This window comes from Carnobacterium sp. (genome assembly GCF_049673005.1).
GTDB lineage: Bacteria > Bacillota > Bacilli > Lactobacillales > Carnobacteriaceae > Carnobacterium_A.
On sequence record NZ_JBATXB010000037.1, the window covers coordinates 1 to 25079 of the forward strand.

Annotated in this window: 25 protein-coding genes, 1 other RNA gene and 1 pseudogene; 6 read left to right on the forward strand and 21 right to left on the reverse strand. The window is 32.9% G+C overall.

Translation table 11 applies throughout. The annotated features are described in order from the left end of the window. Positions 1-99: pseudogene (locus WBF61_RS03550) on the forward strand (PAQR family membrane homeostasis protein TrhA); the annotation flags it as partial. A gap of 74 nt (positions 100-173) precedes the next feature. Here the strand turns inward: WBF61_RS03550 and WBF61_RS03555 are convergent. The 4 genes from WBF61_RS03555 to WBF61_RS03570 all read right to left on the reverse strand — a co-directional run bounded on the left by WBF61_RS03555 (position 174) and on the right by WBF61_RS03570 (position 4299). Further along, positions 174-662: a dihydrofolate reductase gene (locus tag WBF61_RS03555; protein WP_424253967.1), complete on the reverse strand. Its 489-nt coding sequence runs from the start codon at positions 660-662 to the stop codon at positions 174-176. 26 nt (positions 663-688) lie between these two features. Next, a complete protein-coding gene (locus WBF61_RS03560; RefSeq protein ID WP_424253969.1) occupies positions 689-1636 on the reverse strand; it encodes a thymidylate synthase in 948 nt (315 codons plus the stop codon). A gap of 21 nt (positions 1637-1657) precedes the next feature. After that, positions 1658-3571, reverse strand: a complete 1914-nt coding sequence (locus WBF61_RS03565; RefSeq protein ID WP_424253970.1) for an ABC-F family ATP-binding cassette domain-containing protein — start codon at positions 3569-3571, stop codon at positions 1658-1660. Positions 3572-3657: 86 nt separating this feature from the next. Continuing rightward, positions 3658-4299: a uracil-DNA glycosylase gene (locus WBF61_RS03570; protein ID WP_424253972.1), complete on the reverse strand. Its 642-nt coding sequence runs from the start codon at positions 4297-4299 to the stop codon at positions 3658-3660. 388 nt (positions 4300-4687) lie between these two features. Between WBF61_RS03570 and WBF61_RS03575 the strand changes: the two genes are divergently transcribed. Next, a complete protein-coding gene (locus WBF61_RS03575; RefSeq protein WP_424253974.1) occupies positions 4688-4897 on the forward strand; it encodes a cold-shock protein in 210 nt (69 codons plus the stop codon). A 32-nt stretch (positions 4898-4929) separates the two neighbouring features. Here the strand turns inward: WBF61_RS03575 and WBF61_RS03580 are convergent, their stop codons facing one another. Next, entirely contained in the window at positions 4930-5373 is a 444-nt protein-coding gene (locus WBF61_RS03580; protein WP_424253976.1) for an EbsA family protein, read from the reverse strand. Positions 5374-5463: 90 nt separating this feature from the next. On the opposite strand from WBF61_RS03580, the gene WBF61_RS03585 reads away from it, so the two are divergent. Then, the gene (locus WBF61_RS03585) at positions 5464-5898 is read left to right on the forward strand and encodes a ribonuclease HI family protein (RefSeq protein ID WP_424253978.1); all 435 of its coding nucleotides are present in this window, start codon (positions 5464-5466) and stop codon (positions 5896-5898) included. 35 nt (positions 5899-5933) lie between these two features. On the opposite strand, the gene WBF61_RS03590 is transcribed toward WBF61_RS03585, so the two are convergent. The 4 genes from WBF61_RS03590 to WBF61_RS03605 form a co-directional block, all read right to left on the reverse strand. Continuing rightward, complete coding sequence (locus WBF61_RS03590) at positions 5934-7079, reverse strand: THUMP domain-containing class I SAM-dependent RNA methyltransferase (protein WP_424253980.1); 1146 nt, start codon at positions 7077-7079, stop codon at positions 5934-5936. A gap of 119 nt (positions 7080-7198) precedes the next feature. Further along, positions 7199-7576, reverse strand: an RNA gene (gene rnpB / locus WBF61_RS03595) — RNase P RNA component class B. 25 nt (positions 7577-7601) lie between these two features. After that, positions 7602-7931 carry a cell division regulator GpsB gene (gene gpsB, locus WBF61_RS03600; RefSeq protein ID WP_424253981.1) on the reverse strand — a complete coding sequence of 110 codons (330 nt, stop codon included), beginning with the start codon at positions 7929-7931 and terminating at the stop codon, positions 7602-7604. Positions 7932-8074: 143 nt separating this feature from the next. Further along, complete coding sequence (locus tag WBF61_RS03605; RefSeq protein ID WP_424253982.1) at positions 8075-8614, reverse strand: DUF1273 domain-containing protein; 540 nt, start codon at positions 8612-8614, stop codon at positions 8075-8077. A 67-nt stretch (positions 8615-8681) separates the two neighbouring features. Here WBF61_RS03605 and recU point away from each other — a divergent pair, with 67 nt between their 5' ends. Beyond that, positions 8682-9299: a Holliday junction resolvase RecU gene (gene recU, locus WBF61_RS03610; RefSeq protein ID WP_424253983.1), complete on the forward strand. Its 618-nt coding sequence runs from the start codon at positions 8682-8684 to the stop codon at positions 9297-9299. A 70-nt stretch (positions 9300-9369) separates the two neighbouring features. Further along, positions 9370-11988, forward strand: coding sequence for a PBP1A family penicillin-binding protein (locus WBF61_RS03615; protein ID WP_424253985.1), 2619 nt, complete (start codon positions 9370-9372; stop codon positions 11986-11988). A 59-nt stretch (positions 11989-12047) separates the two neighbouring features. Here WBF61_RS03615 and nth read toward each other — a convergent pair whose 3' ends face one another. The 11 genes from nth to WBF61_RS03670 all read right to left on the reverse strand — a co-directional run bounded on the left by nth (position 12048) and on the right by WBF61_RS03670 (position 23697). Beyond that, complete coding sequence (gene nth / locus WBF61_RS03620; RefSeq protein ID WP_424253987.1) at positions 12048-12668, reverse strand: endonuclease III; 621 nt, start codon at positions 12666-12668, stop codon at positions 12048-12050. A 19-nt stretch (positions 12669-12687) separates the two neighbouring features. After that, a complete protein-coding gene (locus tag WBF61_RS03625) occupies positions 12688-13398 on the reverse strand; it encodes a DnaD domain protein (protein WP_424253989.1) in 711 nt (236 codons plus the stop codon). 121 nt (positions 13399-13519) lie between these two features. Beyond that, positions 13520-14818 carry an asparagine--tRNA ligase gene (gene asnS, locus WBF61_RS03630; protein WP_424253991.1) on the reverse strand — a complete coding sequence of 433 codons (1299 nt, stop codon included), beginning with the start codon at positions 14816-14818 and terminating at the stop codon, positions 13520-13522. Between the two features lie 141 nt (positions 14819-14959). Next, the gene (locus tag WBF61_RS03635) at positions 14960-15436 is read right to left on the reverse strand and encodes a DUF5590 domain-containing protein (RefSeq protein ID WP_424253993.1); all 477 of its coding nucleotides are present in this window, start codon (positions 15434-15436) and stop codon (positions 14960-14962) included. A 38-nt stretch (positions 15437-15474) separates the two neighbouring features. After that, positions 15475-18279, reverse strand: coding sequence for an ATP-dependent DNA helicase DinG (gene dinG, locus WBF61_RS03640; protein ID WP_424253995.1), 2805 nt, complete (start codon positions 18277-18279; stop codon positions 15475-15477). Positions 18280-18390: 111 nt separating this feature from the next. Next, complete coding sequence (locus WBF61_RS03645) at positions 18391-18864, reverse strand: hypothetical protein (RefSeq protein WP_424253997.1); 474 nt, start codon at positions 18862-18864, stop codon at positions 18391-18393. Between the two features lie 242 nt (positions 18865-19106). Next, a complete protein-coding gene (locus WBF61_RS03650; RefSeq protein ID WP_424253999.1) occupies positions 19107-20324 on the reverse strand; it encodes a CCA tRNA nucleotidyltransferase in 1218 nt (405 codons plus the stop codon). Beyond that, positions 20321-21112, reverse strand: coding sequence for a 4-hydroxy-tetrahydrodipicolinate reductase (gene dapB / locus WBF61_RS03655; RefSeq protein WP_424254001.1), 792 nt, complete (start codon positions 21110-21112; stop codon positions 20321-20323). Before dapB ends, WBF61_RS03650 begins: the two co-directional genes overlap by 4 nt. A 181-nt stretch (positions 21113-21293) precedes the next feature. After that, positions 21294-21869, reverse strand: coding sequence for a ReoY family proteolytic degradation factor (locus tag WBF61_RS03660; RefSeq protein ID WP_424254003.1), 576 nt, complete (start codon positions 21867-21869; stop codon positions 21294-21296). Positions 21870-21916: 47 nt separating this feature from the next. Continuing rightward, positions 21917-23182 (reverse strand): tetratricopeptide repeat protein, encoded by a 1266-nt coding sequence (locus WBF61_RS03665; RefSeq protein WP_424254005.1) that lies wholly within the window; start codon positions 23180-23182, stop codon positions 21917-21919. Between the two features lie 287 nt (positions 23183-23469). Continuing rightward, the gene (locus WBF61_RS03670; RefSeq protein ID WP_424254007.1) at positions 23470-23697 is read right to left on the reverse strand and encodes a hypothetical protein; all 228 of its coding nucleotides are present in this window, start codon (positions 23695-23697) and stop codon (positions 23470-23472) included. A 336-nt stretch (positions 23698-24033) separates the two neighbouring features. Between WBF61_RS03670 and WBF61_RS03675 the strand changes: the two genes are divergently transcribed. Further along, positions 24034-24345 (forward strand): hypothetical protein, encoded by a 312-nt coding sequence (locus WBF61_RS03675; RefSeq protein WP_424254009.1) that lies wholly within the window; start codon positions 24034-24036, stop codon positions 24343-24345. A 411-nt stretch (positions 24346-24756) separates the two neighbouring features. Here WBF61_RS03675 and WBF61_RS03680 read toward each other — a convergent pair whose 3' ends face one another. After that, a complete protein-coding gene (locus tag WBF61_RS03680; protein ID WP_414838459.1) occupies positions 24757-25032 on the reverse strand; it encodes an HU family DNA-binding protein in 276 nt (91 codons plus the stop codon). Positions 25033-25079 lie beyond the last annotated feature (47 nt).

The window sequence follows — 25079 nt, forward strand, 5'->3', positions numbered from 1 at the left end:
TACAGCTTAAGAAATGTTAAATTTATGCATGTTGTCTGGCATCTTTTTGTACTAGCTGGAACAATTTTCATGTATTTCTCTATTCTTTTTTATGTTTGATTTTTCGAAATTTTTAATAAAAAAGGATTAAATAAAAAAGGCATTTCTCAAATTGAGAGTGCCTTTTTTTACTGTTATTTTTTACAGTACGTTTCAAAATCATGTGGGTATTTATTGCGTTCATCCACTAAGCCAACTTCACTCTGAACAAGTTTCCATTCATCCCAATCAATATCAGGAATAACGGTGTCTCCTTCAAACTCAGCATGTATAATGGTTTTATACAATATGTCTGCAAAAGGCATAAATGATTTAAAAACGGCAGTCCCACCAGTGATGATAGTATCCTTCTCATAATGCTTAGCGAAAGTCAGCACGTCATCTATAGTATGCATGATTTTCACACCTTCTGCTTGATAATTCTTATCGGTTGTTAGGATAATATTTATCCGATTAGGTAATGGTCTTTTATTCATGCCTTCAAATGTTTTTCTTCCCATTACTACCGCTTTTTCTTGAGTCATTTTTTTAAAATAGTTTAAATCATTAGGTAAACTCCAAGGAAGCGTACCTTGGTTTCCAATTATTCCATTCTCGTCTTGAGCCCATAAAAATGCAATCATCTAGATCACCCCTTCTTTTTTATTTTCTAAACAGCAATCGGAGCTTTAATGCTCGGGTGTGGATTATAATTTTCTATTTGGATATCATCCATTTCGAAATTAAAAATACTAGTTTTTTCTTTATTTAATAGTAAATTTGGAAAATCTTTCGGTTCTCTCGTTAATTGTTCAGCCATTTGATCTAAATGATTTGAATACAAATGTGCATCACCTATGGTATGGACGAATTCACCTACTTTTAATCCTGTTTCATGAGCAATAAGATGAGTCAATAGTGCATAGCTCGCAATGTTAAAAGGTACACCTAAAAAAACATCTGCACTTCTTTGGTACAACTGACAACTTAACTTGCCATCTGCTACATAAAATTGAAATAAAGTGTGACAGGGAGGAAGAGCCACTGTAGGGACATCCTCAGGATTCCAAGCTGTTACAATTAATCTTCTAGAATCTGGATTTGTTTTAATCATATCAATAACATCTTTTAATTGGTCGATAGTTTCTCCTTGTGATGTTTTCCAGTTACGCCATTGAGAGCCATACACCTTACCTAATTCACCATACTTTTCAGCAAAGATTTCATCTTCCAGTATGCGTTGGCAAAAAATATTTTTCTCAGTTTGGTAAACTTTGTTAAATTCAGTATCTTGAATCGCTCTTTGTCCAAAATCACTCATATTCGGACCAGTATAATCTGGACTATTCACAAAACGCTCAAAGGCCCACTCATCCCAAATATGATTATTATGTTGCAAAAGATACTTAATATTCGTATCTCCTTTTATAAACCACAGTAATTCACTTTTTATTAAACTAAAAGGCAAGCGCTTGGTTGTCAATAAAGGAAAACCTTTTTGAAGATCAAATCGCATCTGATAGCCGAATAGGCTCTTTGTCCCTGTCCCTGTCCTATCCTGCTTTAATGTCCCTTTTATCATGACATTTTCTCCTAAATTTAAATACTCAGTTTCCAAAATTTATTCCTCCTGGATGCTTTAGTTGTTTTCAAATTGACTCAGGTATTCCCATCTCGTCATTTTTTCTTCGACTTTACTTTCAAGAGAAGAAAGTTTTTCTTGTAATTCTTGCAATAAAGCAAAATTGCTTCCGTTTCCACTCATTTCTGTTTGGATACGTAAGATTTCATTATCTAAATCTACTAATTCTTGTTCAATGGTATCCCATTCTTTGCGCTCTAAATAACTTAATTTCTCTTTACTATCCTCATTATTTACTGAAATTTCAGAAGATGTTGATTCTTTAACAAAGGTTTTATCAGAAGTCTTCTTATCTTGATAGTCAATCTTCTCTTCTTCTTCTTCAGCAATATAATCAGTAATGTTTCCAAAGTAAGGAATAACTTTTCCTTCTCCTTCAAAAATTAATAACTTCTCTGCTGTTTTATCTAAGAAATAACGGTCATGTGAGACGGATATAACCGCACCTGGGAATGTTTCAATATAATCTTCTAAAACGGTTAAAGTAGCAATATCTAAATCGTTTGTTGGTTCATCTAGTAGCAAAACATTGGGTTTTTGCATTAATAGTTTAAGCAAATACAACCTTCTTTTTTCTCCACCAGATAATTTCCCAATTAGCGTACCATGACTGGATTTTTCAAATAAAAATTGCTCTAGTAAGTTAGTCACACTAATGCGTTCGCCATTTGTTGTTTCTACTTCTTCTCCTACTTCTTGTAAAAATGAAATAACTCGTTTTTTAGGATCCATTTCTTCAGTCATCTGAGTATAATAAGCAATTTTAACTGTTTCTCCAACGACAAGTTCTCCTGAATCTAAAGTGATTCGTCCTGCAAGAACATTTAACAAGGTTGATTTTCCTGCACCATTTTTCCCACTGATACCGATTCTATCTTTTGCTTGAATTAACAAATTAAAGTTTTCAATAATAGGGTGACCTACGAAGGTTAAGGAAGCATCTCTTAAATCAAAGACTCGTTTCCCAATACGTGATCCTTCCAAATTCATTTCAACTGAATCGTCAACATTTGATTGATGAAGATTCTCTTCTAAATCAGAAAAACGATTAATTCGAGCTTGTTGTTTAGTAGAACGAGCTTTTGCTCCAGTTCTCATCCATGCTAATTCTTTTGTATAAAGTTGTTTTCTCTTATGATCTGCACGAATAGAAGCTTCTTGCCTTTCGGCTCTAGCTACAATATAACTTTCATAGTTCCCTGAGTACATAATCGCTTTTCCATGTGATAACTCAATCATTCGATTTGCTATTCTATCTAGGAAATAGCGGTCATGTGTCACTAATAGAAATGCGCCACGATACGTGCTCAAATAATTTTCTAACCAAGTAATTGTTTTAAAGTCTAGGTGGTTTGTAGGTTCATCTAATACGAGCAAATCTGGCTCTTGTATCAAAACTTGGGCTAGACCAACTCGTTTTCTTTGTCCACCAGATAATGTTGCAATTCGTTGTTCTAAATCAATGACTCCTAATTTACTTAAGATCGTTTTTGCATTTGTTTCAGCTAACCAAGCATCGTGATCATTCATTGCTTGCTCTGCTTTTGAATAAGCGTTTTGATATTTTTCATTCATTGCGTCTAAAATTAAATTCTCCAAAGCCTTTTCATAATTTCTTAGAGCTACAAGAATGGGTGTATCTCCTTCAAATATAGTATCAAAAACTGTCAACTCTTCATTGAATTCTTGTTCTTGCAATAAATAGCCCATTGTATAACCTTTTGGTGTTGAAATTTCACCTTTTTCTCCACTATCTTTACCAGTAATAACATTTAGTAAGTTGCTTTTTCCTGTGCCATTCACGCCAATTAAGCCAACTCGTTCTCCAGTACGAATTGAAAAACTAATATCGTCAAATAATACTTTTTCTCCATATGTTTTTGTTAAATTAATGACTTTCATTTCTTTCATATTCAATCTCCACTTTCCCATAGTAAGCACGCATTTTTTTAATCTGTCTCATTTTAACACAAAATCGACTTAGACTTCATATTCTTTTAAATGTATTCCTTAAATAAAGCCAAATCTTCATAAATTAACTCAAGTAGTTTTCGGTTATAAAAGATAGAAGCCGGATGAAACGTAGGAAATATGCGATAATCTTCTTTTGACCAAGTAAATTCAGTCGCTTCTTTTGAAGATAATTCTAGTATAGGACCTTCATACAATTGTCCATGCACGTTCATAATTTTAGCTTTAGCCCCAATTAATCTCTGTAAACCGATATTGCCCATCGTTAAAATGATAGGTGGATCAATCGTCGTTATTTCAAAATCCAGTAGAGGAGCATGAGCGATAATTTCTTTTTTCGTTGGAGCTCGATTATACTTACGCATTATTTTTTTACCCGTTTTTTTCTCTATTTTTTCTTTTTCCAAAAAAGGACGACTTCTAAACGCACTCGTTATGAAGATTTCTTCTCGAGTAACTTCTAAAAAATCAAAAAATTTCATTAACTCCTTACCAGAACGACCAGTGAAAGGAATACCGTTAAGTGACTCTACCTCCCCTGGTGCCTCACCAACTAACATGAATCTTGGATGAATTGGTCCAGTACCCCATAGAAAACCTTCTACAGGGAATTCTTTATTGCGCTCTTTTGCTAATTTCATTAATTGTTGAGTTAAAATAGTTTCCACCGGTTATTTTCACTCCTTATAAGTCAACGTTACTTTATCTAACTTGCTCAACAAACTAGATAAAGTAAAAAGATGAGCGAATTAGCTTCTCATCTCCTTGTTATACACTGTGTCTCAGCTAATAGTATGACCTCATAAAAATTCTATTACTTAAGTAAATTAGGTCGTTCGTATATCTCATCTTTAATTATACAGAAGTTTACAAAAAAAACTATGAGTTTTATAGCTTACTCAAGCTTATTGTATAAAGAATATAAAATGAACAATTGTTGACGAAAGCGCTTATCATTCTTATAATGGTATTAGGCCATTACTTCTTGTATCCTCTTTACTTTTACGCATAAGTTGGCTAAATTTTGTTGAAAAATTTATTAAGGGGGACTAACAGATGGAAAAAGGAATTGTTAAATGGTTTAGTAATGAAAAAGGTTATGGCTTTATAGAGTATAATGATCAAAATGATGTTTTCGTCCACTTTACCGGAATCGAAGGAGAAAACTTTAAAACATTATCAGAAGGTCAACATGTTTTATTTAGAATTGTTGAAGGTACTAGAGGTCCACAAGCAACCGGTGTTATTGTTGATGAATCTTTTTAACTAAATTTCATCATTAAAAAAAACGATATCCTCTACGAGATATCGTTTTTTTTAATAAAAGCTACTTCATCTCTTTCTGGAAATTGCTGTTGAATCAATAATGAGAAGACTTTTTTATTTCTTTTATTTGCATAAAGAATTAATGGTTTACCTGTGTTTCCTCTTTCAAGTTTGATGAGACGATATCCTGGAAAAGAAAGTTTAGAGAATAAGGATAATGGATAGCTCTTTCTTTTTAAACCTCTAAAATAACGAATAGTCAATTCTCCTTCTGAAATAGTTGCAGTAGACCCTAATCCAAAATAAACCAATACAATAAATAAACTTATACTAATAATAATATGAATAGACTGTTGTTTTTCTAAAATAAGAATCAAGCCTAAAAATAAAGCTAGCCAACAAATAGACCAATAAATTAGTTGAAAGGCTGGTTCTAAAGAAAGCCGAACCTTTGATGCAGTAGTTATTTTATTCATTTTTCATCCTCAATCTCATTAGGGTTATTTTGAATATATCATAGCATATGCTAAAAAAAAAACAATTAATAAGCGGAAAGGACAATAAATATGCTCAGAATGTACACAGATGCATCAACTAAATCCAATCCTGGTCCAAGTGGAGTTGGTGTCATTATTATTGGAGACGGAATACATATTCAGCTATCCCTTCCTCTTGAAGAGGAACTAAGCAACCACCAGGCAGAATTTGAAGCTGTTTTATCTGGTTTAAATTATATGGTTGACAATCAATTAATACATCAGGAATTAATTATTTACTCAGATAGTAAGATTGTCGTTTCTGCTATTGAACGCAACTATGTAAAAAACTCATATTTCGATCTATATTTATCGTTTATTAATGAACGACTACAGATTTTCCCATCTTATAGTATTCAATGGATTCCAAAATCACAAAATAAAGAAGCTGACCATTTTGCTCGAAAAGCTTTAGCTAAAAAATTAAAATACAATTTATTAACTAAAACAAACGAAAAAGATTAGTTTTTACTAATCTTTTTCATTTGTTTACTAGCTTTTTAATTACGTGGTGTGCGTGGTGGACGTGTTCCCCAATATTGGAATAAATCGGTTCTTAAAGCACCATTATAAAGTTTACGTTTTTTAGTTGCTCGCTCTCCGTAGAAAGATTCAAAAGTTAAATCACTTGTTATAATATACTTACTCCATGTTTTCAACGGTCGATATGTCTGCCCCATCTGTTTATAAAGAGCTTGTATTTCTTCCTCTTCACCCAATCGTTCACCATACGGAGGATTAGCTAAGATCACACCATATTCTTTTTCTGTTGTAAAATCTTTTAATTGCATTTGTTTGAAAACAATACTATCTCCGACGCCAGCTTCAATAGCATTTTGTTTCGCAATTTCAATCATTTTAGCATCAATATCTGATCCCATAATATCTAACACAACATCGTGATCAATTGCCGATTTTGCATCAGCACGTACAGTATCGATAATTTGCTTATCAAACCATTCCCAGTTTTCAAACGCGAATCCTCTACTTATTCCTGGTGCGATATTTCGACCAATTAATGCTGCTTCAATAGGAATAGTTCCAGAACCACATACTGGATCATAAAATGGACGGTCTTTGCGCCAAGTTGTCAAAGAAACTAAAGCAGCAGCCATATTTTCTTTTAAAGGTGCTCCACCTTTAGCAATTCGGTAACCGCGCTTGAACAAACTTGACCCAGTTGTATCCAATGTTAAAGTAACTTTATCTTTTAATAGAGCAACTTCAAGCTGATACAAAGCACCAGTTTCAGGTAGTCTTGTCTTACGATGATAAACAGCACTTAGACGATCAACAATCGCTTTTTTTACTAATGCCTGACAATCAGAAACGCTATACAAAGTAGATTTTATTGATTTACCTGCAACTGGGAAATTAGCATCCATTGGAAGTAAGTCTTCCCAAGGTAATGCCTTCGTTTTTTCAAATAATTCGTCGAACTCAATCGCATCAAATTCCCCGACGATTATTTTAACTCTATCTGCTGTTCTTAACCATACATTTGTTTTGGCGATATCTTCTTGCGTACCAGTAAAGAAAACTTTTCCGTTTTCTACTTCACACTCATACCCCATAGTGCGTAGTTCTTTTCCAACTAACGCCTCTATACCACTAGCGGCAGTTGCAACAAGTTTAAATTGCTTCATTTTATTTTGCTCCAATTCTATTTTGCTTGTTTTTATTTTTTAGACTTAATTAAAATTAATTAGTAACAATAAATATAAAACCCTCCGAAAAGGAGGGTTTTATACCTGAATTTGTAAATTTCTGTAAGCCATGTTCTGTCTCAGATAATCTGTCAGGTCATTTTATCCGGAGGTAATTATCTGTCTGCAATTACTGCCTCTTCCATCGGTTCAATTCCCTAGGAAAAGTGCCCCTACCAAAGTTTGGGTTGCTCGCTCGAGGGGTTTACCGCGTTCCACCAATGCCGTTTCCAACATTGCTTCGTCACTGTGGCACTTTCAAGAATACTCAGTCATAGTTTTAAAAAAACCTTAGACTTTTTTTCTGCCGTCACATTATCCAAGGATAATGGCCTTAGCTTATTTTTTCGCTAAGCACGAACACTACAAGCGTCGCAGCTTGTGCGAGCATGGACTTTCCTCAGCCTAGTCAAGCTAGACTGCAATTACCCGAAATTTACAAATATAGAGTAACTTTTTTTGTTAATTTTCTTCGTTTTCATCTAGTTTTGAGCCGAAAACATGTCGTTCTAAATTAGATAAACGCTTTAAAATGTCAAAATTTGTAACGGTACTACTTGGTTGTGCTGAATAAGTTGGTTTTGTTAAAGTAGCTTGTTTTGTTAATTCATCTACTTTACTTAACAATCGCTCATTTTCAGCTTTTAGCTGCGTTAGTTCTTTATTATATAATTCATAATCGCGAATTACATCGTCTAAGTATTCATCTACTTCCGTAGGGTTATATCCTCGCATGCTTGTTTTAAACTCTTTTTGTAAAATGTCTTTTGTTGTTAGTATTCTATCTGCCATGACTACACCTCTTTTTATCTCTCATTGATAATACGGCATTAATCGCTTAACGCTATTATAGCAAAGAAATATAAAAATATAAACAAAATTTTATTTAATTTACATTATCCTGCCTAAAAGTCATATAATTTGTTCCTTCACAGTCATTCATCTATAGTTGTGTTTTGTAATTGATCAAAATCGATTAAGCGACAATCATAATTTCCGTCATCTTGTTTTTTTAAAATGGCTTTATGAAGCCATTTTGTTTTCCCTTCATTTTCTGGATCGTATACTAATAACGCGGCTTGTGTTTTATCAAGCATAAATACCTGGTGATTTTTTAATTGAGATGGATCTTTGTATGGTTGATGAGAAACAGAATCTACAAAGTCTACTGTTTTCTTTAATTGTGCTAATTTCATTTGATTGTTTTCATTCCAATTAGAGCCAAATTCAAGAAAAGGGAAAATAATTCCCTGTTTAACTTCAGGGTAATCTGCTTTTAATTCTTCAACTACCTCAATGGCCCACTGCTCAACTCCAAATTGTCCAGTAGTTAAAATCCATTTAACTCCCTCTTCAATGTAGGATTTAATTTCTTCTTTCAAACATTTCTTTATGATTGCAATTTTTGGGTCATCGTCTTTAAATATACCTAATTCGAATGACCGATAGCCGCTAATTAATAAATTTGTTGCCACGTATTCTCATTCTCCTTTTCTTTCAAGCAAAGTATTTGATATAATGAATCACAGGAGCGTGATGCAATTGGTTATAAGATACCCTAATGGCATGAGTTACTTTCATGATGCCGAAAAAAATGGCAAAAAGCAAATGAAAAAAAAAGAGACTTCCTTTAGTAAAAGAGGTATGACACTAGAAGAAGAGCTAAATGAAAGTAATGCGTATTACCTTGCTTTCAAAAAGGCTGTTATTCATAAAAAACCAACTCCTGTCCAAATTGTTAAAGTTGATTATCCAAAAAGGAGCGCAGCAGTTATAAAGGAAGCCTATTTTCGCCAAGCTTCTACGACGGACTATAATGGTGTTTACAACGGTTTTTATTTAGATTTTGAGGCTAAAGAAACAAAAAATAAATTATCGTTTCCTTTGAAAAATTTTCATCAACACCAAATTACACACATGCAAGACTGCCTAAAACAATCAGCAATTTGTTTCGTTATTTTACGCTTTTCTACTACCAACAGACTCTTTCTTTTAGAGGCCTCTTATTTAATTGAATACTGGGAAAAACAAGAAAATAATGGTCGGAAATCCATTCTTCTAAAAGACCTTGAAAAAAATGGTTATGAGTTGTATTATGGATTATCGCCAAGAATTCCCTATTTATCAGTTGTTGATCAACTTATTGCAAACAATGCTTAAAGCATTAAGGCAAAAAAGGAAAAGAAAAATACTTTCCTATCTTATAGAATTTTAAGGAGTAGAAAAAAACATGTCAGAAAAAAAAGAAACTATGTCTCGTGTATCTAAAAAAAAAGCAGATCAAAACAAACGTACAAAATCAACAAAAAAGAAAAAAACAACGTCTAAACCCGTTTTAAAAAAAGTCGCAATGGTTCTTTTTGCACTCCTAGCGGCTATTATTTTAGGAGGTGCGGGATTATTTGTCTATTATGTTAGTTCAGCACCTGAACTAACTGAAGAAGATATCACTGGTTCTATTTCATCTGAGATCTTAGATGATAAAGGTGAAGTAATATACACTCTTGGCGGACAAAAGCGAGAAATTGCAACCGAGGATCAAGTTCCTCAAGTACTAAAAGATGCAATTGTCTCTATAGAAGATCAACGTTTTTATAAACACAACGGTATTGATCCTATTCGAATCGCTGGTGCTGCGTTAGCCAATGTAACGGATGGTTATGCTTCTCAAGGTGGTAGTACGATTACACAACAGTTAATTAAGTTGTCCGTATTTTCTACAGATGAAGCAGATCAGACCTTAAAAAGGAAAGCTCAAGAAGCTTGGTTAGCTTTGAAATTAGAACGTGAGTATTCGAAAGAACAAATCCTTACTTTTTATATCAATAAAGTTTACATGTCGGATAATAATTACGGCATGAGCACTGCTAGTGATTATTATTACGGAAAAGAGATCAATGAACTCACGTTACCAGAAGCTGCTATGTTAGCTGGATTGCCACAGTCACCTAATACGTACAATCCTAAAACTAATCCTGACAAAGCTAAAAAACGTCGAGACTTAGTATTGGATATGATGGTTGAAAATAAAAAACTATCAGCTGATGAAGCGGAAAAAACTAAAGCTATATCAGTAGAAGAAAATCTTGTTAACCGAACAGAGGAACAATCCAATGAATTAGTCTTTGATTCTTATTTAAAAGAAGTTATCAATGAAGTAGAAGAAAAAACGAATTTAAATCCTCATACGGCTGGTCTAACTATTCAGACGAACCTAAATATGGATGCTCAAAAAAAATTGTTTGATATTTTAAATTCTGAGGAATATGTTAGTTTCCCAGATCAGAATCTTCAAGCAGCTGTTTCTATGGTTGATGCCAAAACAGGTCAATTAAAAGCCATAGGTGGCGGCAGAAATCAAGAAGTACAACTGGGCACTAATCGAGCTGCCGAGATGAACCGAAGTGTTGGTTCAGCTATAAAACCACTTTCTGTTTATGGTCCAGCTATTGAATATCTAGAATACTCAACTTATCAACAAATAGTCGATGAACCATACGAATACAAAAGTGGCGGTTCGCTTTATAACTATGATCGAAAATATTTAGGTCCAATCAGTATGCGCAAATCGATTACCGATTCTCGTAACGTACCCGCAGCTAAAACACTTCAAGAAGTTGGTTACGCTGATTCGACTTCTTTCCTAAAAAATATAGGTATTGACCCTTCTAATTGGAATAATAAAGCAGGGTTGGTCGAATCAAATGCTATTGGTGGAGAAATTACTCCTATTGAGCTTTCTGCTGCCTATGCAGCTTTTTCAAATGGTGGTGTATATACTGAACCTTACACTGTTTCAAAAGTTACTCTTCAAAATGGCGAAGAAATTGATTTAACTCCAGAATCTAAACAAGCTATGAAAGATTCAACTGCTTATATGATAACGGATATTTTAAAAGATACCATTAACTCTGGTTCAAACCAAAATTTAGTTCCAATACCTGGAGTTCCTCAAGCTGGGAAAACAGGAACAACAAATTATACAGATGAAGAAAAAGTTAAATACTCTATTCCTAAAGATGGCGTTCCAGACTCATGGTTTAATGGCTATTCAAGTAACTACTCTATTGCTGTCTGGGTAGGATATGATAAAAAATTCGAAGATGGAAACTATTTGAGTACGAGTTCTCAACAACTCCCACGAAAAATTTATCGTTCTTTGATGTCGCATGTATCTCAATCAGTTGAAAACACGGATTGGAAAAAACCTTCATCAGTTGTAGAAGTTGCCGTTGAAGCTGGTTCGAATCCTGCTAAACTTCCTGGACCGAATACTCCTTCTGATAAGATTGTTACAGAATTGTTTATCAAAGGAACACAACCGACAAGTGTCTCAACATCTTTTGGTGAAAAATTAAAAGCTCCTAGTGGTTTAACAGCAAACTATGATGAGGAAAAAGATGAGATCACTATTAAGTGGAACAAATATACTCCTGCAGATAAAAAAGATTCTGTTAGTTATCTTTTAACTGTTGGTGGCCAAACTTTCGAAACGAATGACTTATCTTATGTTGTTCAAAAACCTTCTGAAGGGAAGACAGATATAACGTTATCAGTTAAAGTTAAAGATCAAACTAGTCCTAAAGCAACGACTTCTATCACTATTCCTCCAAAAGAGGAAGAAAAAGATAGCAGCATCGAAGATAGTAGCAGTATTGAAGAAAGCTCAGAAAAAAGTTCAGAAGAAAGTTCTGTATTAGAAAGTAGTTCTGAAAGTGATTCAGAAAGCAAAGTTGAATCTGAGATTGAAAGTAGTGAAAGTACTGAAAGTACTGCAGCTACAAGCTCTTCTGTAAAACCAGTAGAGAAACCTGATGAAGAAAATCCAGCTAGTATTAAACCAGAATAATAATTCAATTTAAAAAGACAGACTAAACTCTTTCATTAAATGAAGGTTTAGTCTGTCTTTTATTTTATTCCCAATAAATCTAGACATATTGAGTGATCATGATTTCTAGCTGTACATTGGTAGCGACCAAAAAATATGAGACGGTGATGAGCAACGCTCCACATCTCTGGGGGTAACTTTTTCATTAGTACCTCTTCTACCTCTCGAACAGAAGCCTGTGCAGAACAAATGCCTAATCGCTTACTTACTCGTTCCACGTGTGTATCTACAGCTATAGCTGGAATGCCAAAAGAAACACTTAGAACAACATTGGCAGATTTCCTACCAATCCCAGCAAGTGATTCTAATTCTTTTCTCGTATGCGGAACTTGACCATTAAAATCTTCAACTAATTTCAGGCAACAAGCTTTAATAAACTTTGATTTGTTTCGATATAGACCAATCGTTTTAATCCTATCCATAATATCCTCGACAGGTGCTTTTACAAAATCTTCTGGTGTTGGATACCTCTCAAATAAGTTTGGTGTGATTTTATTAACTGAAATATCTGTTGTCTGAGCACTTAACATAACAGATATTAATAATTCAAAAGCATTTCGATGGATTAGTTCGCACTCTGCTTGCGGAAATAACTCACCCATTGCTTCAATACATTCAATTGTTTTCTTTTTGCTAAGCAACTTAAAACCTCCTCTTTTATCAGTTCGAATCATTTAACCAATTGTGAAGAGGAACTTGTTTTATCGGCTTTTTATCCGTTATTTTTTTTGTTTCTGATTTACTAGATTGCCTGCGATTTTGAGCTTCTTTTTCCACTTGTGCTTTAGAACGAATATTTTTCCGTTCCCAATTCAACAATATTCGGTCAACGTATTTTAAATTATAGACTTGACTCAAAACAGCTTCTCTTAAAGCCATTTCGATTAATTCCGTAGAGTATTTATCATCATCTAACCACATTCCGATAGTTTGAATTTCTATTGGAGATAAAGATCGTCCAAATTCAGATTCAAAACGTTGGAATAAATCTTTTTCATCAATCTGTTTTTCTTCATATTGAACAGTCTGTTTAGTTTGCACTAATAATAAAGATAACTTATCCCAAAGTAACGATAGATTATATTGATCATTCGTTTTTCCTTCTGAATTTTTTTCAGTATCAATAGATAATACATTTTTTTGAATTAAATCATGTATACCTTGAAAAACATCCGCAGATGAAATCCCCATACGTTTTGCAATCTCTTCTGTATCCGGAAACAGTATTCCACTATCTAAAAATGATTTTAATTGCAGTATTAAAACTAGCTGCTCATTTGTCAAACCAATATCTCTATACCTTTTTAAAAGAATATTTGAGATTGTCGTATTACCAGCTACCAACCATTCTTTTAAAAGTTGATTATCCATTTTGTTTTTCACTCCCACTCTTATTACGTTCTTGCCTAATTTCCTACACTACATCATTCTATATTTTATAAAAGACAGCAACCTAAGAGAACTTAAGTTACTGTCTTTACTTTTTTTAGTTTTATGGATAAATACGATTTAATAGACGTGGGAATGGAATAGATTCACGGATATGTTCAGTTCCACAAATCCAAGTTACAGCTCTTTCTAATCCCAATCCAAAACCTGAATGTGGAACAGAACCATATTTACGTAAATCTAAATACCAAGCATAATCTTCTTGAGTTAAACCAAATTCTTTAATGCGATCAGTCAACGCTTCAAAATCAACTTCACGCTCACTTCCTCCAATAATCTCCCCATAACCCTCAGGTGCAATTAAATCAGCACACAACACCACATCATCGCGGTCTGGATGAGGTTTCATATAAAAAGCCTTAATCGCTTTAGGGTAGTTCAAAATGAAAACGGGCTTATCAAATTGTTTAGCGATAAACGTTTCATGAGGTGAACCAAAATCATCGCCCCATTTAATTTCGTCAAAGCCATTCTCGTTTAATAATACAATCGCATCATCGTAAGAAATTCTTGGGAAAGGTAATTTTGTATAATTTTCTAAAACTTGTCTATCGCGTCCTAATACAGATAGCGAATGATCACAATTATCTAATACACTTTGAATGATATAGGCAATATATTGTTCTTGAACTTCTAAGCTTTGTTCATGATCCATAAATGCCATTTCTGGCTCCATCATCCAGAATTCAATTAAATGACGACGTGTTTTAGATTTTTCTGCACGGAATGTTGGTCCAAATGAAAAAACTTTTCCAAAAGCCATTGCTGCTGCTTCCATGTATAATTGACCACTTTGGGACAAATAAGCTTCTTCGTCAAAATATTGTGTATGGAACAACTCGGTTGAATCCTCAGCTGCATTAGCTGTTAAAATTGGAGGATCAATTTTAATAAACCCTTCTTTATTAAAGAATTTATACGTTGCTAAAATAATTTCATTACGGATTTGCATAATGGCATGCTGTCTTGTTGAGCGCAGCCATAGGTGACGGTTATCCATCAGAAATTCAGTCCCGTGCTCTTTTGGTGTGATAGGGTAGTCTTGGCTTTCGCCAATAACTTCAATGTTATGCACAACAATTTCATAACCGAATTTTGAACGACTGTCTTCTTGAATAGTACCTGTAAGTAAAATAGATGTTTCTTGATTCAATCCTTTAGCTAGTTGAAAAATTTCTTCCCCAACTTCACTTTTTACTACAATTCCTTGGAAAAAAGCTGAACCATCACGCAATTGCAAGAAAGCAATCTTTCCACTAGAGCGTTTATTCGCAACCCAAGCTCCTATAGTAACTTCTTTTCCTACGTAATCTTTAGAATCTATAATTGAAATTTTTTTCACAGTCCCAAACCCCTTTGAATTTATATAAATTAGCTTCATTTCTTTAAATGTTTTTCATACTTCTTAAGTATAACTAAATTAACGCTACTTAGCATTAAAAATTAATAAATTTCTTTATTTCTTTCACTTAATTCCTTATTTTTAGATATTTTTGATATCTTTAACCCAATTACCTTCTCTAGCTGTTACAATATAATAACCTAATTTTCCGTTTTCTTGTTCATAAGCAATTTCCCAAACAGGCTGGCCTTTATCCACTCCAATTCTAGCTTCCAATAATTGTTTGGGTTTCATTTTTGTATAAGCAATTTTTTTTGCTTCATTTTCGCTAATAAATTCACCTGGATTTAAAACGAGGACATTCCCGCCTTCTTGTTCAACGATTACTATCATTGATTCTTCTTTTTTATTTACTCCAGAGACTGCAAAATAAGTTTGTTTATTATTGTACCAAAAAAACTTATCTACTTTCACTAGTTCACTATTTTCAAGAGCAATTTTTGTTGTTTCTTCTTTAGCTTGTAACAAGGGTTGTCTACTTTTCATATAGATGAAAGCAGAAAAAATAATAATGATTCCCATTACAATTGTTAAGAAAGTGATTATCTTTTTTTTCATCTTATCCCCACTTTAATTTTTCTTATTAGTCAACTCATTTAGCTTTCATTTAGGAATTGAGCTAGTTTTTTCTTTAAATCCTCTTTAGAAACAACTTCTTTTAGTAGGAACTTTGGTAACGAATTCACTATTTTTTTGCCATATGCTGCTTTAACTAAGCGATCATCTAGGACAATCATAATTCCTTTATCATTTTCTGAACGAATCAATCTACCTAATCCTTGCTTCATTCGAAGAATTGCTTTAGGAAGAGCATCCACAACAAAAGGGTTAAATCCTTGTTCTTCTAACCACTGATATCTTGCTTTAACAATCGGACGTTCAGGAGGTTCAAACGGTAAGCGAGTGACGACTATTATTTTTAATGACTTTCCAGGTAAATCAATGCCTTCCCAGAAACTATCTGCACCTAGTAAAAGACCACCTGTAGAATTAAAAAATCTTTTCAACATACGGTCTCGACTACCTGAAAGACCTTGTGCTAATAACTCTCTTCCAACAAGTGATGGTCGTTGCTGAAGCAATTCATACACATCTTGTAAAGTTTCATTTGACGTGAATAATACAAGCATATTTTCATTTGTTGTTAAAGCTAGTAACTCCAAGTAATCCACAATCATTTTTACGTATTGTGATTTTGATAGCTGTTTTATGGGTTGTACTTCTTTTGGAATCCAAAGTCTTGCTTGATTCGCATAATCATAGGGAGTAGAGATAGATAATTTGCGTAGATTAGATTCACCTAATTGGTTTTCAAAGTATGTGAAATCAGAATCTATAGATAATGTTGCACCTATATAGAGAATGTCCTGCTTTTTTTCTACTAAATACTTTTTTATAAAAGAACGACTGTCTATAACGGTTTGTTTAATTACAAAACTATTTTTCGGATTTTTTTGGTTAAAAGAAAACCAAGTTAATTCGTCTTGTTTCGTTTTTTGAAATATGCGTATGAAAATATCTGTTTGTTCTTCTAATACAGTTATTAAGTCAAAAAAATCATCTACTAGATGCCTCTCTAAATGGGTAAATTTATCTCTTTGCGAAGACGTTTTTTTGAAGATTTCTTTTCCAAAAAAAACTAAATCAGTTAGGACGGTACTAATTTTTTTTGTCATTTTTTTTAATTCAAGTGTCCAATTATCTGTTTTGTTAAATTGTAAATCGACTTGATTTGTAACATTTTCTGTAGACATCAGTTCTTGCTGTGAGTATAAAAGTACTGCTTCAAAAAAATCAGATAGATCATCTTCTAAAGTTAGCACACTCATTTCCATTAATATAAGTTGCGAAGAACTGATGGTCTCTGATTTCTGGCTTAATTGATTTAATTGGGCTAAGAAGCTTTTCTCGTCTGATAGTTTCCCAACTTTTTTAATCAGTTTTTGATTATGATAATACGAAAAGCTATCACTAGAAACCTCTGTTGCTACATCCGGTAAGTGATGGGCCTCATCTATCACAATCCGTTTAGAAGTTGGTAAAACAGATTCAGCTCGCTTGAAATCATGAAACAAAAAAGAATGGTTCGTAACGATTATACTGGCATGCTTTATTTGTTTTTTTGCGTGTAGATAAAAATCATAATCAAAAAAAGGATCTTTTGAACTATTATCAGTCCATCCCCTGTGACGAATTTTTTCCCATAATGGCTGGGTGTAATTAGTCAAGTTTAATTCATCAATGTCACCTGTAACTGTTTCTGTTAACCACGTTACTATGCGCATCTTTAATAATGTATCCGGTAAATTTTCATGCGGTTCTTTTAAAACTTCTTGAAACTTAGACAAGTGTAGATAGTGTTGTTTACTTTTAGCGATAGCTGATTGAACCGTGAATGGTAAAATTGAATTTAATTGTTCTATATCTTTTTCTACTAATTGTTTTTGTAAAAGCGTCGTATAGGTACTAATAATAACTGGATCACTAGGAGTTGCTAAGTAAGATAAAGGCAATAAATAACCTAAAGTCTTTCCTATTCCAGTAGCTGCTTCAATGACAAAATGTTCTGAAGGATCGTGGCTAAAATAATTGTATATTTCATCCATTAACTTATTTTGTAGAAAACGAGTCGTTAATTGGTCACGAAATAGAATCTCTTTATCTTCAGTATTTGCTGGATAAGGTGATTGAATACGATGAGAGTTATGCTCTACTACTACCTGCTTTTTACGTAAGGCTAATCCATCTTTAACTACTAATTCGTCAGGTAATAAAGGAAGTTCGTTTTGTAGTTCTTTTAATGTATCTTTAAATAGCATATCTGTATTCATTGTACAATTTTCAGCTAATCCTACTAATTGTTCTAAAGTGACTAATGGCATTTTTTTTAATTTTTTTTTCATTAATAAAAATAATTCCGCTGTAACATAAGCATCACTGTCTGCTTGATGAGGATTTTTATGGGTAAAGTCAAAGGCCATCGCTAAATCATTTAAACGAAAACTCGGTTCGGTTGGTAAAATTATTTGCGCCAATTCTACAGTATCTATCCCTTTGTTTCTCAGTGAGGGTAAGCCGCATCGCTTTAACTCTTCAGTTAAAAATTTAAAATCAAATTGAATATTATGCGCGACAAAAATGCAGTCTTCTAACAAATTAAAAATAGTTGGGGCTACATCCTCAAAATAAGGTGCATTTGCAACTAATTGATTTGTAATCCCGGTTAATCTTTCTATTTTTTTAGGGATATTAACCAAAGGATTAACATCAACCGCAAATTGCTGTACAATTTTGTCTTCTTCTATCAATACACAGCCAAATTGAATGATTCGATCACCATTTGCTACGCTGCCCCCAGTTGTTTCAATATCTACAACTGCGTATGTAACTTTTTCATTCACTTTTAGTCACCTAATTCTGATTTCTTAATAATAATTCTCTTTGTCTATCATACTATGAACCAAATAAAAACACAAAAAACTACGACATAAACGTCGTAGTTTTTTGTGTTTTTATTTACCAGAGTATATTTCTTCTGCTGTTTTATTAGGATCAATTACCACAAATAAATGGCCATCTTTAGAAATAAGTCCAGTTTGGTAGTCATTGTCATTTCCATCAACATCTCCTGCTTGATATGGGAAATAAACTCTATCTTTTTCATTTATTTCAGCTGCTGATTTATCATTTGGAACAGCATACAGAATATCCATTTTTTCAATATCCGGTTGCTTTGTTATCCTTTCGAACATTCCTAATTCTAAACCACCAAGGTTAATATCTGCAGAGTTTACTTGATCAGCATCTGGAAGAATCTCGATTTTTAAAGATTCGCAAGGGTAGATTTCTTCTAATTCACCATCTCCAATACGTCCAAAACTTTTACTAATTTGTTTAATCCATAAATCACCAATATATTCTTTTTTAATTGTCCATGTCTCGCCATTACGTAAGTAAAACTTTAACGCGGTTACTTCTTTTTTCATAGTTATCTCTCCTTCGTTTGTAGTAATACTTTTTGAACACTTTCATTTTATCATAAACTACATGAAAAGAAAACGTTTCTACAATTATTTTGTGATAAGACGCACAATGTATCTAGCTATTTAATTGCTAACGTTATAAATGGCTTTAAAAAAGTTTTTTTAGTCAGAGTATAAATTTAAAAAAATACTTATCTAGGAAGAATTGAGTTCTCATCTAGATAAGTATAATTTACAGAGGCAACTTATTTTTTTACTATGTCATTTAATGTTGCCCATTTTAAAATAGCTTCTTTCTCATTCTCTACTTTATTGAGTACAATCGCTATTTCAATTTCATCTAATGCCTCACCTAACCATTTACCTGGCTTTAAATTAAAATAATGCAGTAAATCGAACCCAGTAACTGCTATTTCTTTTTTATTTTTTATAGGCAAGAGGTTAGCTAATTGTTCTAAGTTAGTTAAATCCATTTTTTTATCTATAAAAATTAGTAGTTCTTCTACTTCTCGAGTTATATCATAACCGGTTTGATACAATAAAAGATTATTAAGAGGTTTTGAGGTTCTTATCCTTAATATTCTTAAAGCAACCTTTACTTGCTTTATCATTTTTTTAGAACATTTCCAAGCTCTTAAAAAAGGTTCAACTTCATTTTCATGCTTATCTAAAGCAAATAAGAGCAACGTCCAAGCTGATAAAGAAGACGCTAACTTATTGTTTTGATTGTTAGCTAATGTAGAGAAGTAGATTAATTCTTTTTCATAGTCTGCTAATCCAGGACAATAACGGTATAGGTTAGTTTCAATAAATAGACGCATTCCGTTTTGACGCCCTTGGCCAAGTAGAAGTTTTATAAATTCTACTTGGATTCTTTCGACAGCTATCTTTCCAAGCAAGTGATGATAGAGATGGATAGCTTTTTTTGTATTAGAATCAATTTTAAAGTCTAGTTGACTAACAAAACGTACACCTCTCATCATTCTAAGCGCGTCTTCGAAAAAACGTTCTTCAGGAGAACCAACAGCCTTAATTAATCCATTTTCTAAGTCGATAAGCCCATCAAAGTAATCAATGATTTCTCCATCTTGGGTCATGGCTAGTGCATTAACCGTAAAATCACGTCGTTTTAAATCTTCTTTAAGAGAACGGACAAAAGTCACTTGATCTGGCCTTCTGAAATCTTGATAAGTTGATTCAGTTCGAAAAGTCGTAACCTCATAAGTCTCATCATTTCTTAATACCATTACTGTTCCATGTTCAATACCTATATCGATAGTCTTGGGAAAAATGGTTTTCACTTCGGCTGGAAAAGCGCTTGTTGCTATGTCAACATCATTAATTTCTTTGTTTAGTAACGCATCGCGTACACAACCACCAACAAAGTAAGCCTCATAGCCTGCCTTTTGTATCTCTTTAATAACGGGTAATGACTTAGTGAAAAGAGGACTTTCATTAATCATAAAATATTTTCCAATCCATAAACAACTTTTTCCAAATCCATCACTTTTTTGCAGCCTAAAGTTACTCCTGTCATAAAGGAAGAACGGTCATAAGAATCGTGTCGTATCGTAAGACCTTCTCCAATACTTCCAAATTGAACTTGTTGATGAGCCACTAATCCAGGAAGTCGGATACTATGAATTTTCATCCCTTTATAATCTGCTCCGCGAGCACCAATTAAACTTTCTTTTTCATCAGGGTGACCTTGACTATGCTCACCTCTTTCTTCGAAAATCATTTCAGCAGTTTTAATTGCAGTACCGCTTGGTGCATCTAATTTATTATCATGGTGCAACTCAATGATTTCTACATCCGGAAAATATTTTGCGGCTTTAGCAGAAAATTGCATCATTAATACTGCTCCAATCGCAAAGTTAGGTGCAATTAATCCACCAACTTTATTAGATACGGATAATTCTGTCAATTCTTTGACATCACTTTCTGAAAAGCCTGTTGTTCCTACTACTGGACGTATACCATTTTCCAATGCAAACCTCATATTTTCATATGCTACGTCTGGAATTGTGAAGTCAATCCAAACGTCTGCTTTAACCGTCTGAACCATCGTTTCTTTGTCGTTAAAAATCGGAACATTAGCAAAAGAGAATTCAGGAATATCTTTCAAGTTTTTTTGCTTTACTATTGGATCTAAAACTCCTACTAAAGTGAATTCTTCATTGTTTAAAACCATTTTTGTTGCAGTTGAACCCATTTTACCTTTAAATCCTGCTACTACTATTTTGATCATTTTTTTCATCCTTTCACTATGCATTTTAATTTACTGCTTATTAGTTTTCTAAACTAGTCTGGAAACTAGCTCTCTTTAATTAATTATCAACTAATTCTTTTTAATAGTACCAAAAAGTCACTAAGATGCAAGACTTGGTATCAATTTTACATAGATAAAATCTCAAAAAAAAACCAAGTCATCAATGATTTGGTTTTTTTTCAAGTTCAGCAACATTTTTTCTTAATTTTTTCAAATTATTTGATAATCTAATAAACTTTTCTCGATCATTATTTTCTAAAGCGACATCTATTTGGTCCAGCATTAGTTGAATATTATTATTTAATGCAAGTGTGGCTAAAGCTTCTTCTACTTCTAACTCTAGTCCAGCATCAATAAAATCATTCCACTTATGGAAAGGATTATCTTCTAAAACAGCTAGATATTGATGCATTTTCCAAGATTCTTCAAATATTAATTCTAAATAAATATTTTCATGCCAATTTAGTCGTACTTCATGAAATGCCTGTTCAGGATCTTCGAATAAGACACCTTCCTTATAAAATGAGAATGGTTTATCTTCCATTTCAATAGTCGACATCATCATTCCCCTAGGTGTGGTTTCAACATGCTCAACAAAGTGAACTTTACCTAAAACAATATCATGATTTAACAAATAGTTTAATATCCACATCGACTCTCTTCTTTTCAGTTGATGACGATCTAGAAACCATCCAAGAAATTCTTTTTTTTCTTCTAAAGATACTTTGATGTTCATTTTAAAACCTCCTTATTCTAATCCTATTTTCATTATAACCTACTATTCTAATAGTTAGTATTAATTACTTCTGAAAGTTCTAACATTTCTCCATCAGAGGGCTCTAACACTAAGTAATCGGTTAGGACCGTTTTGATCACAAATCTATCTCCTGATTCCCTTAGGAAATAAATATAGCTTTTTAGAAAATCTTTATTTTGATTTAAAAAAGTATAAGCTTGTTTAAAAGATTGCTCGGCTTGTTCATATTTTTCTAACTTATCATAGACCAAAGCAGCATCCCAATAAAATTGTGGGTCATCTTGTTCGTGAGATAAAGCCTCTTCGATAACCACAAGAGCCTCTTCATAGCGTTCTTGCTTCAAAAGTAAATTAATAAAAGCTAATTGCAATCCTTCGTTTTCAGGAGCTAATGCTTGAGCTTTAAGATAATAGTCTTCTGCTAGATTTTCATTTTCTATTTTAATAGCGATTTCTGCTCCTACAGTAAATAAATCTTCATTGTATTGGTCCATTTTTAATCCTTCTCGGACAATTTCTATAGCCTTTTCAAGCTGATTTTCTTCTTCTAAGCCTCTAGCTAAATTAGGGTATACAGATGTATAATTCGGATCCAATTCTTTTAATTTAAAAAACAATTCATTACCACGTTTGTATTCTTTTTGCTGGTAATACGTTATGCCTAATTCAAATAAAGCATCCACTGTTTCATTTTCTTCTACACTTTGTTCAAAGTATAAGGCTGCTTGTTCTAAGTCACCTAACGCACTGTAAGAAGCTCCACAACGAGAAGCTAAATTTATTCCAGAAAACTCACTATCTCCTTGAGCCATTATTTCTTCATAACCTCGAATCGCTCGGGCATATTTTCCCATAGAAAAATAAAGCTCTGCTAAAGCAAAAGAAATAACCGGTTCATCTGGCAATAGATCGTTTGCCTTTAATAGTTTTTGTTCACTAGCTTCATACAAACCTTGAACTTGATATAAATCAGCATGAACTAACAGTGCTTGAGGATATGACTCGCTTGTTTCTGAAACTTTGAGAAGCCATTCCATCGCCTCATCAATGTGGTTTGATTCAATTTCAATTTCGGCTAAACCAATTTTTAATTCATCATCTTCAGGATATAATTCTAACAACTGTTGATATACCCTTTTTGTCTCTTCTAAAAAGCCTAAATGATACAAGCTATCGGCTAAATCATAAAGCTGTTCATCAGAATCAGCTTGTAACGCCTGTTCAAAAAATAAATTAGCTTCTTCGAGTTGATTCTCTTCAAGAGCTTCTATCATTTTTTCTCCATTATGCATTTAACCCACCTCTTTCTTTTACACGAATTGATCTTTATATGCTTTAACTTTAACATATTTCTTGTTTCATTTGGGAACAAATGTTTTATGGCAGAAAACAAAAAAGACCTACCTTATATGATGGTAAACCTCTTTTTGCTTCTTTTTACACTTAGGTCTAATTATCGGGAACACAATTAGAATTCATTGTTCTTTTATATGTCCGTTTAGTAATTTTTTATTCAACATCTATTAATTAGTTTCAGATTGATATGAAACTGAACAACTATCCTGCTTTATTTCAGGATTTAGTTAGTCTTTAATTCAGCATTATTTTTTTGAAAATGATACTTTTTGTTACATTCTTTACAATCTGTTTTAGTTTCAGACTCTACAAATCCTGGAACATCGTCTTTCTCGTAATAAACAAACGCTTCACCACATGGACAGATATACACATTCTTAACAATCACTCCACTACCTGATCCATAACCTGGATGAAAGATTCTTTTTGTTTCCTTAGTTTCTAAAATCATTAAATCCCTCCTATTATTTAATTCCCTTTTAAATATAGCAGAAAACGAGTTGGTATTGGAAGCGTTATTTTACATCTTCCATATAATCAATAAATTTGTTGTGAAAAATTTATTAATCAGAGAATACAAAAGAACCAGTGGGAAAACTTTGAATCGTTTTAATTAAACGAATGATTCTCAGTTCATTTTTTAAACTATACTAAAAACGTTAGGGTTTATGGTAAAATAAGTATTAGATTAAGTATAGTTGCTTATTTAACTTATTAATTTCAGCGGTATAATTGATTTCTATATAAATTACTAATAAAAATCTAATTTATTAGGTGGTGAAAATAAATGAACTTTAAAGAATTTGTAGCATACATGGAAGAAAACATTACTGCCAAAGAAACTTTTTATCAAAAAGCTTTAGTCGATCAGGAAGCTCGAAACAGTCGAAGAGCACCAGCAAAAAAATGGAACGAAACTAAAATGGATCGAGCTGTTGATAAATTATGGCTAGAATTAATGAAAAATGTTTATGATAAGTTTAAATGGGTTGTTAAAGAAAATTCTTCAGATCCTTATCAATCATGGGTAGAATATATTGAAAAAACAGAATCTATAGAAAATTTAGATGAAATGCTAGTTGAGCTAGAATTTGAGTAATAAGAATTAGTTTTTTTATTATAATCTCTATGCGAATGAAACCAATTGACCTAGGTCTTGTTTAAGGGCAACCGGTTGGCTTTTAAACTGTATAACAAGTATTTGCCTACCACATGATTAAGTGCTCTCTAAACTGCACAAAACTACTAATAAGTATATGTGATAATATTTTTGTCTATTCAATAACCTGAACTAGCCAAAAAAATCTATTCTCTAGATTTTTTTTATTTCGTTATAAAAAGATAACGGCTAATACGTACTTTGTCTTTATATAAAGATTGGCTGATTATCTAAAAAATAACCTTTTTTATAAAACCTAAATGTTTCTAGCTAGTTATTTGCTAGTTTTAGAATTAGCTACCTATAAAAACAACAAAAACCCTTGACGTATCAAGGGTTTTTAGCGTTGTATTATTTAACTGCATCTTTAAGTGCTTTACCTGGTTTGAATGCTGGAACTTTGCTTGCAGCAATTTGGATTTCTTCCCCTGTTTGAGGGTTGCGTCCTTTGCGTGCAGCACGATCGCGAACTTCGAAGTTACCAAAACCAATGATTTGAACTTTTTCACCTTTGCTCAAAGTTGTTTGGATAGTTTCGAAGACAGCTTCTACTGCTGCAGTTGCATCTTTTTTAGTCAAACCTGTTGAAGTTGCTACGTTTTCGATTAATTCTGCTTTATTAGCCATGTGTATTTCACCTCCTCTAAAAGAAGAATAGATGCTTTTTTTACGAA

Coding starts and splice junctions, on each gene's coding strand:
- WBF61_RS03585 (WP_424253978.1), top strand. CDS start 5,464: ATGCTCAGAATGTACACAGATGCATCAACTAAATCCAATCCTGGTCCA.
- WBF61_RS03680 (WP_414838459.1), bottom strand. CDS start 25,032: ATGGCTAATAAAGCAGAATTAATCGAAAACGTAGCAACTTCAACAGGT.
- WBF61_RS03565 (WP_424253970.1), bottom strand. CDS start 3,571: ATGAAAGAAATGAAAGTCATTAATTTAACAAAAACATATGGAGAAAAA.
- WBF61_RS03615 (WP_424253985.1), top strand. CDS start 9,370: ATGTCAGAAAAAAAAGAAACTATGTCTCGTGTATCTAAAAAAAAAGCA.
- WBF61_RS03575 (WP_424253974.1), top strand. CDS start 4,688: ATGGAAAAAGGAATTGTTAAATGGTTTAGTAATGAAAAAGGTTATGGC.
- dapB (WP_424254001.1), bottom strand. CDS start 21,112: ATGATCAAAATAGTAGTAGCAGGATTTAAAGGTAAAATGGGTTCAACT.
- WBF61_RS03635 (WP_424253993.1), bottom strand. CDS start 15,436: ATGAAAAAAAAGATAATCACTTTCTTAACAATTGTAATGGGAATCATT.
- WBF61_RS03670 (WP_424254007.1), bottom strand. CDS start 23,697: ATGATTTTAGAAACTAAGGAAACAAAAAGAATCTTTCATCCAGGTTAT.
- WBF61_RS03555 (WP_424253967.1), bottom strand. CDS start 662: ATGATTGCATTTTTATGGGCTCAAGACGAGAATGGAATAATTGGAAAC.
- WBF61_RS03665 (WP_424254005.1), bottom strand. CDS start 23,182: ATGCATAATGGAGAAAAAATGATAGAAGCTCTTGAAGAGAATCAACTC.
- WBF61_RS03645 (WP_424253997.1), bottom strand. CDS start 18,864: ATGAAAAAAGAAGTAACCGCGTTAAAGTTTTACTTACGTAATGGCGAG.
- WBF61_RS03675 (WP_424254009.1), top strand. CDS start 24,034: ATGAACTTTAAAGAATTTGTAGCATACATGGAAGAAAACATTACTGCC.
- WBF61_RS03660 (WP_424254003.1), bottom strand. CDS start 21,869: ATGAACATCAAAGTATCTTTAGAAGAAAAAAAAGAATTTCTTGGATGG.
- WBF61_RS03625 (WP_424253989.1), bottom strand. CDS start 13,398: ATGGATAATCAACTTTTAAAAGAATGGTTGGTAGCTGGTAATACGACA.
- gpsB (WP_424253981.1), bottom strand. CDS start 7,931: ATGGCAGATAGAATACTAACAACAAAAGACATTTTACAAAAAGAGTTT.
- WBF61_RS03580 (WP_424253976.1), bottom strand. CDS start 5,373: ATGAATAAAATAACTACTGCATCAAAGGTTCGGCTTTCTTTAGAACCA.
- WBF61_RS03590 (WP_424253980.1), bottom strand. CDS start 7,079: ATGAAGCAATTTAAACTTGTTGCAACTGCCGCTAGTGGTATAGAGGCG.
- WBF61_RS03650 (WP_424253999.1), bottom strand. CDS start 20,324: ATGATTAATGAAAGTCCTCTTTTCACTAAGTCATTACCCGTTATTAAA.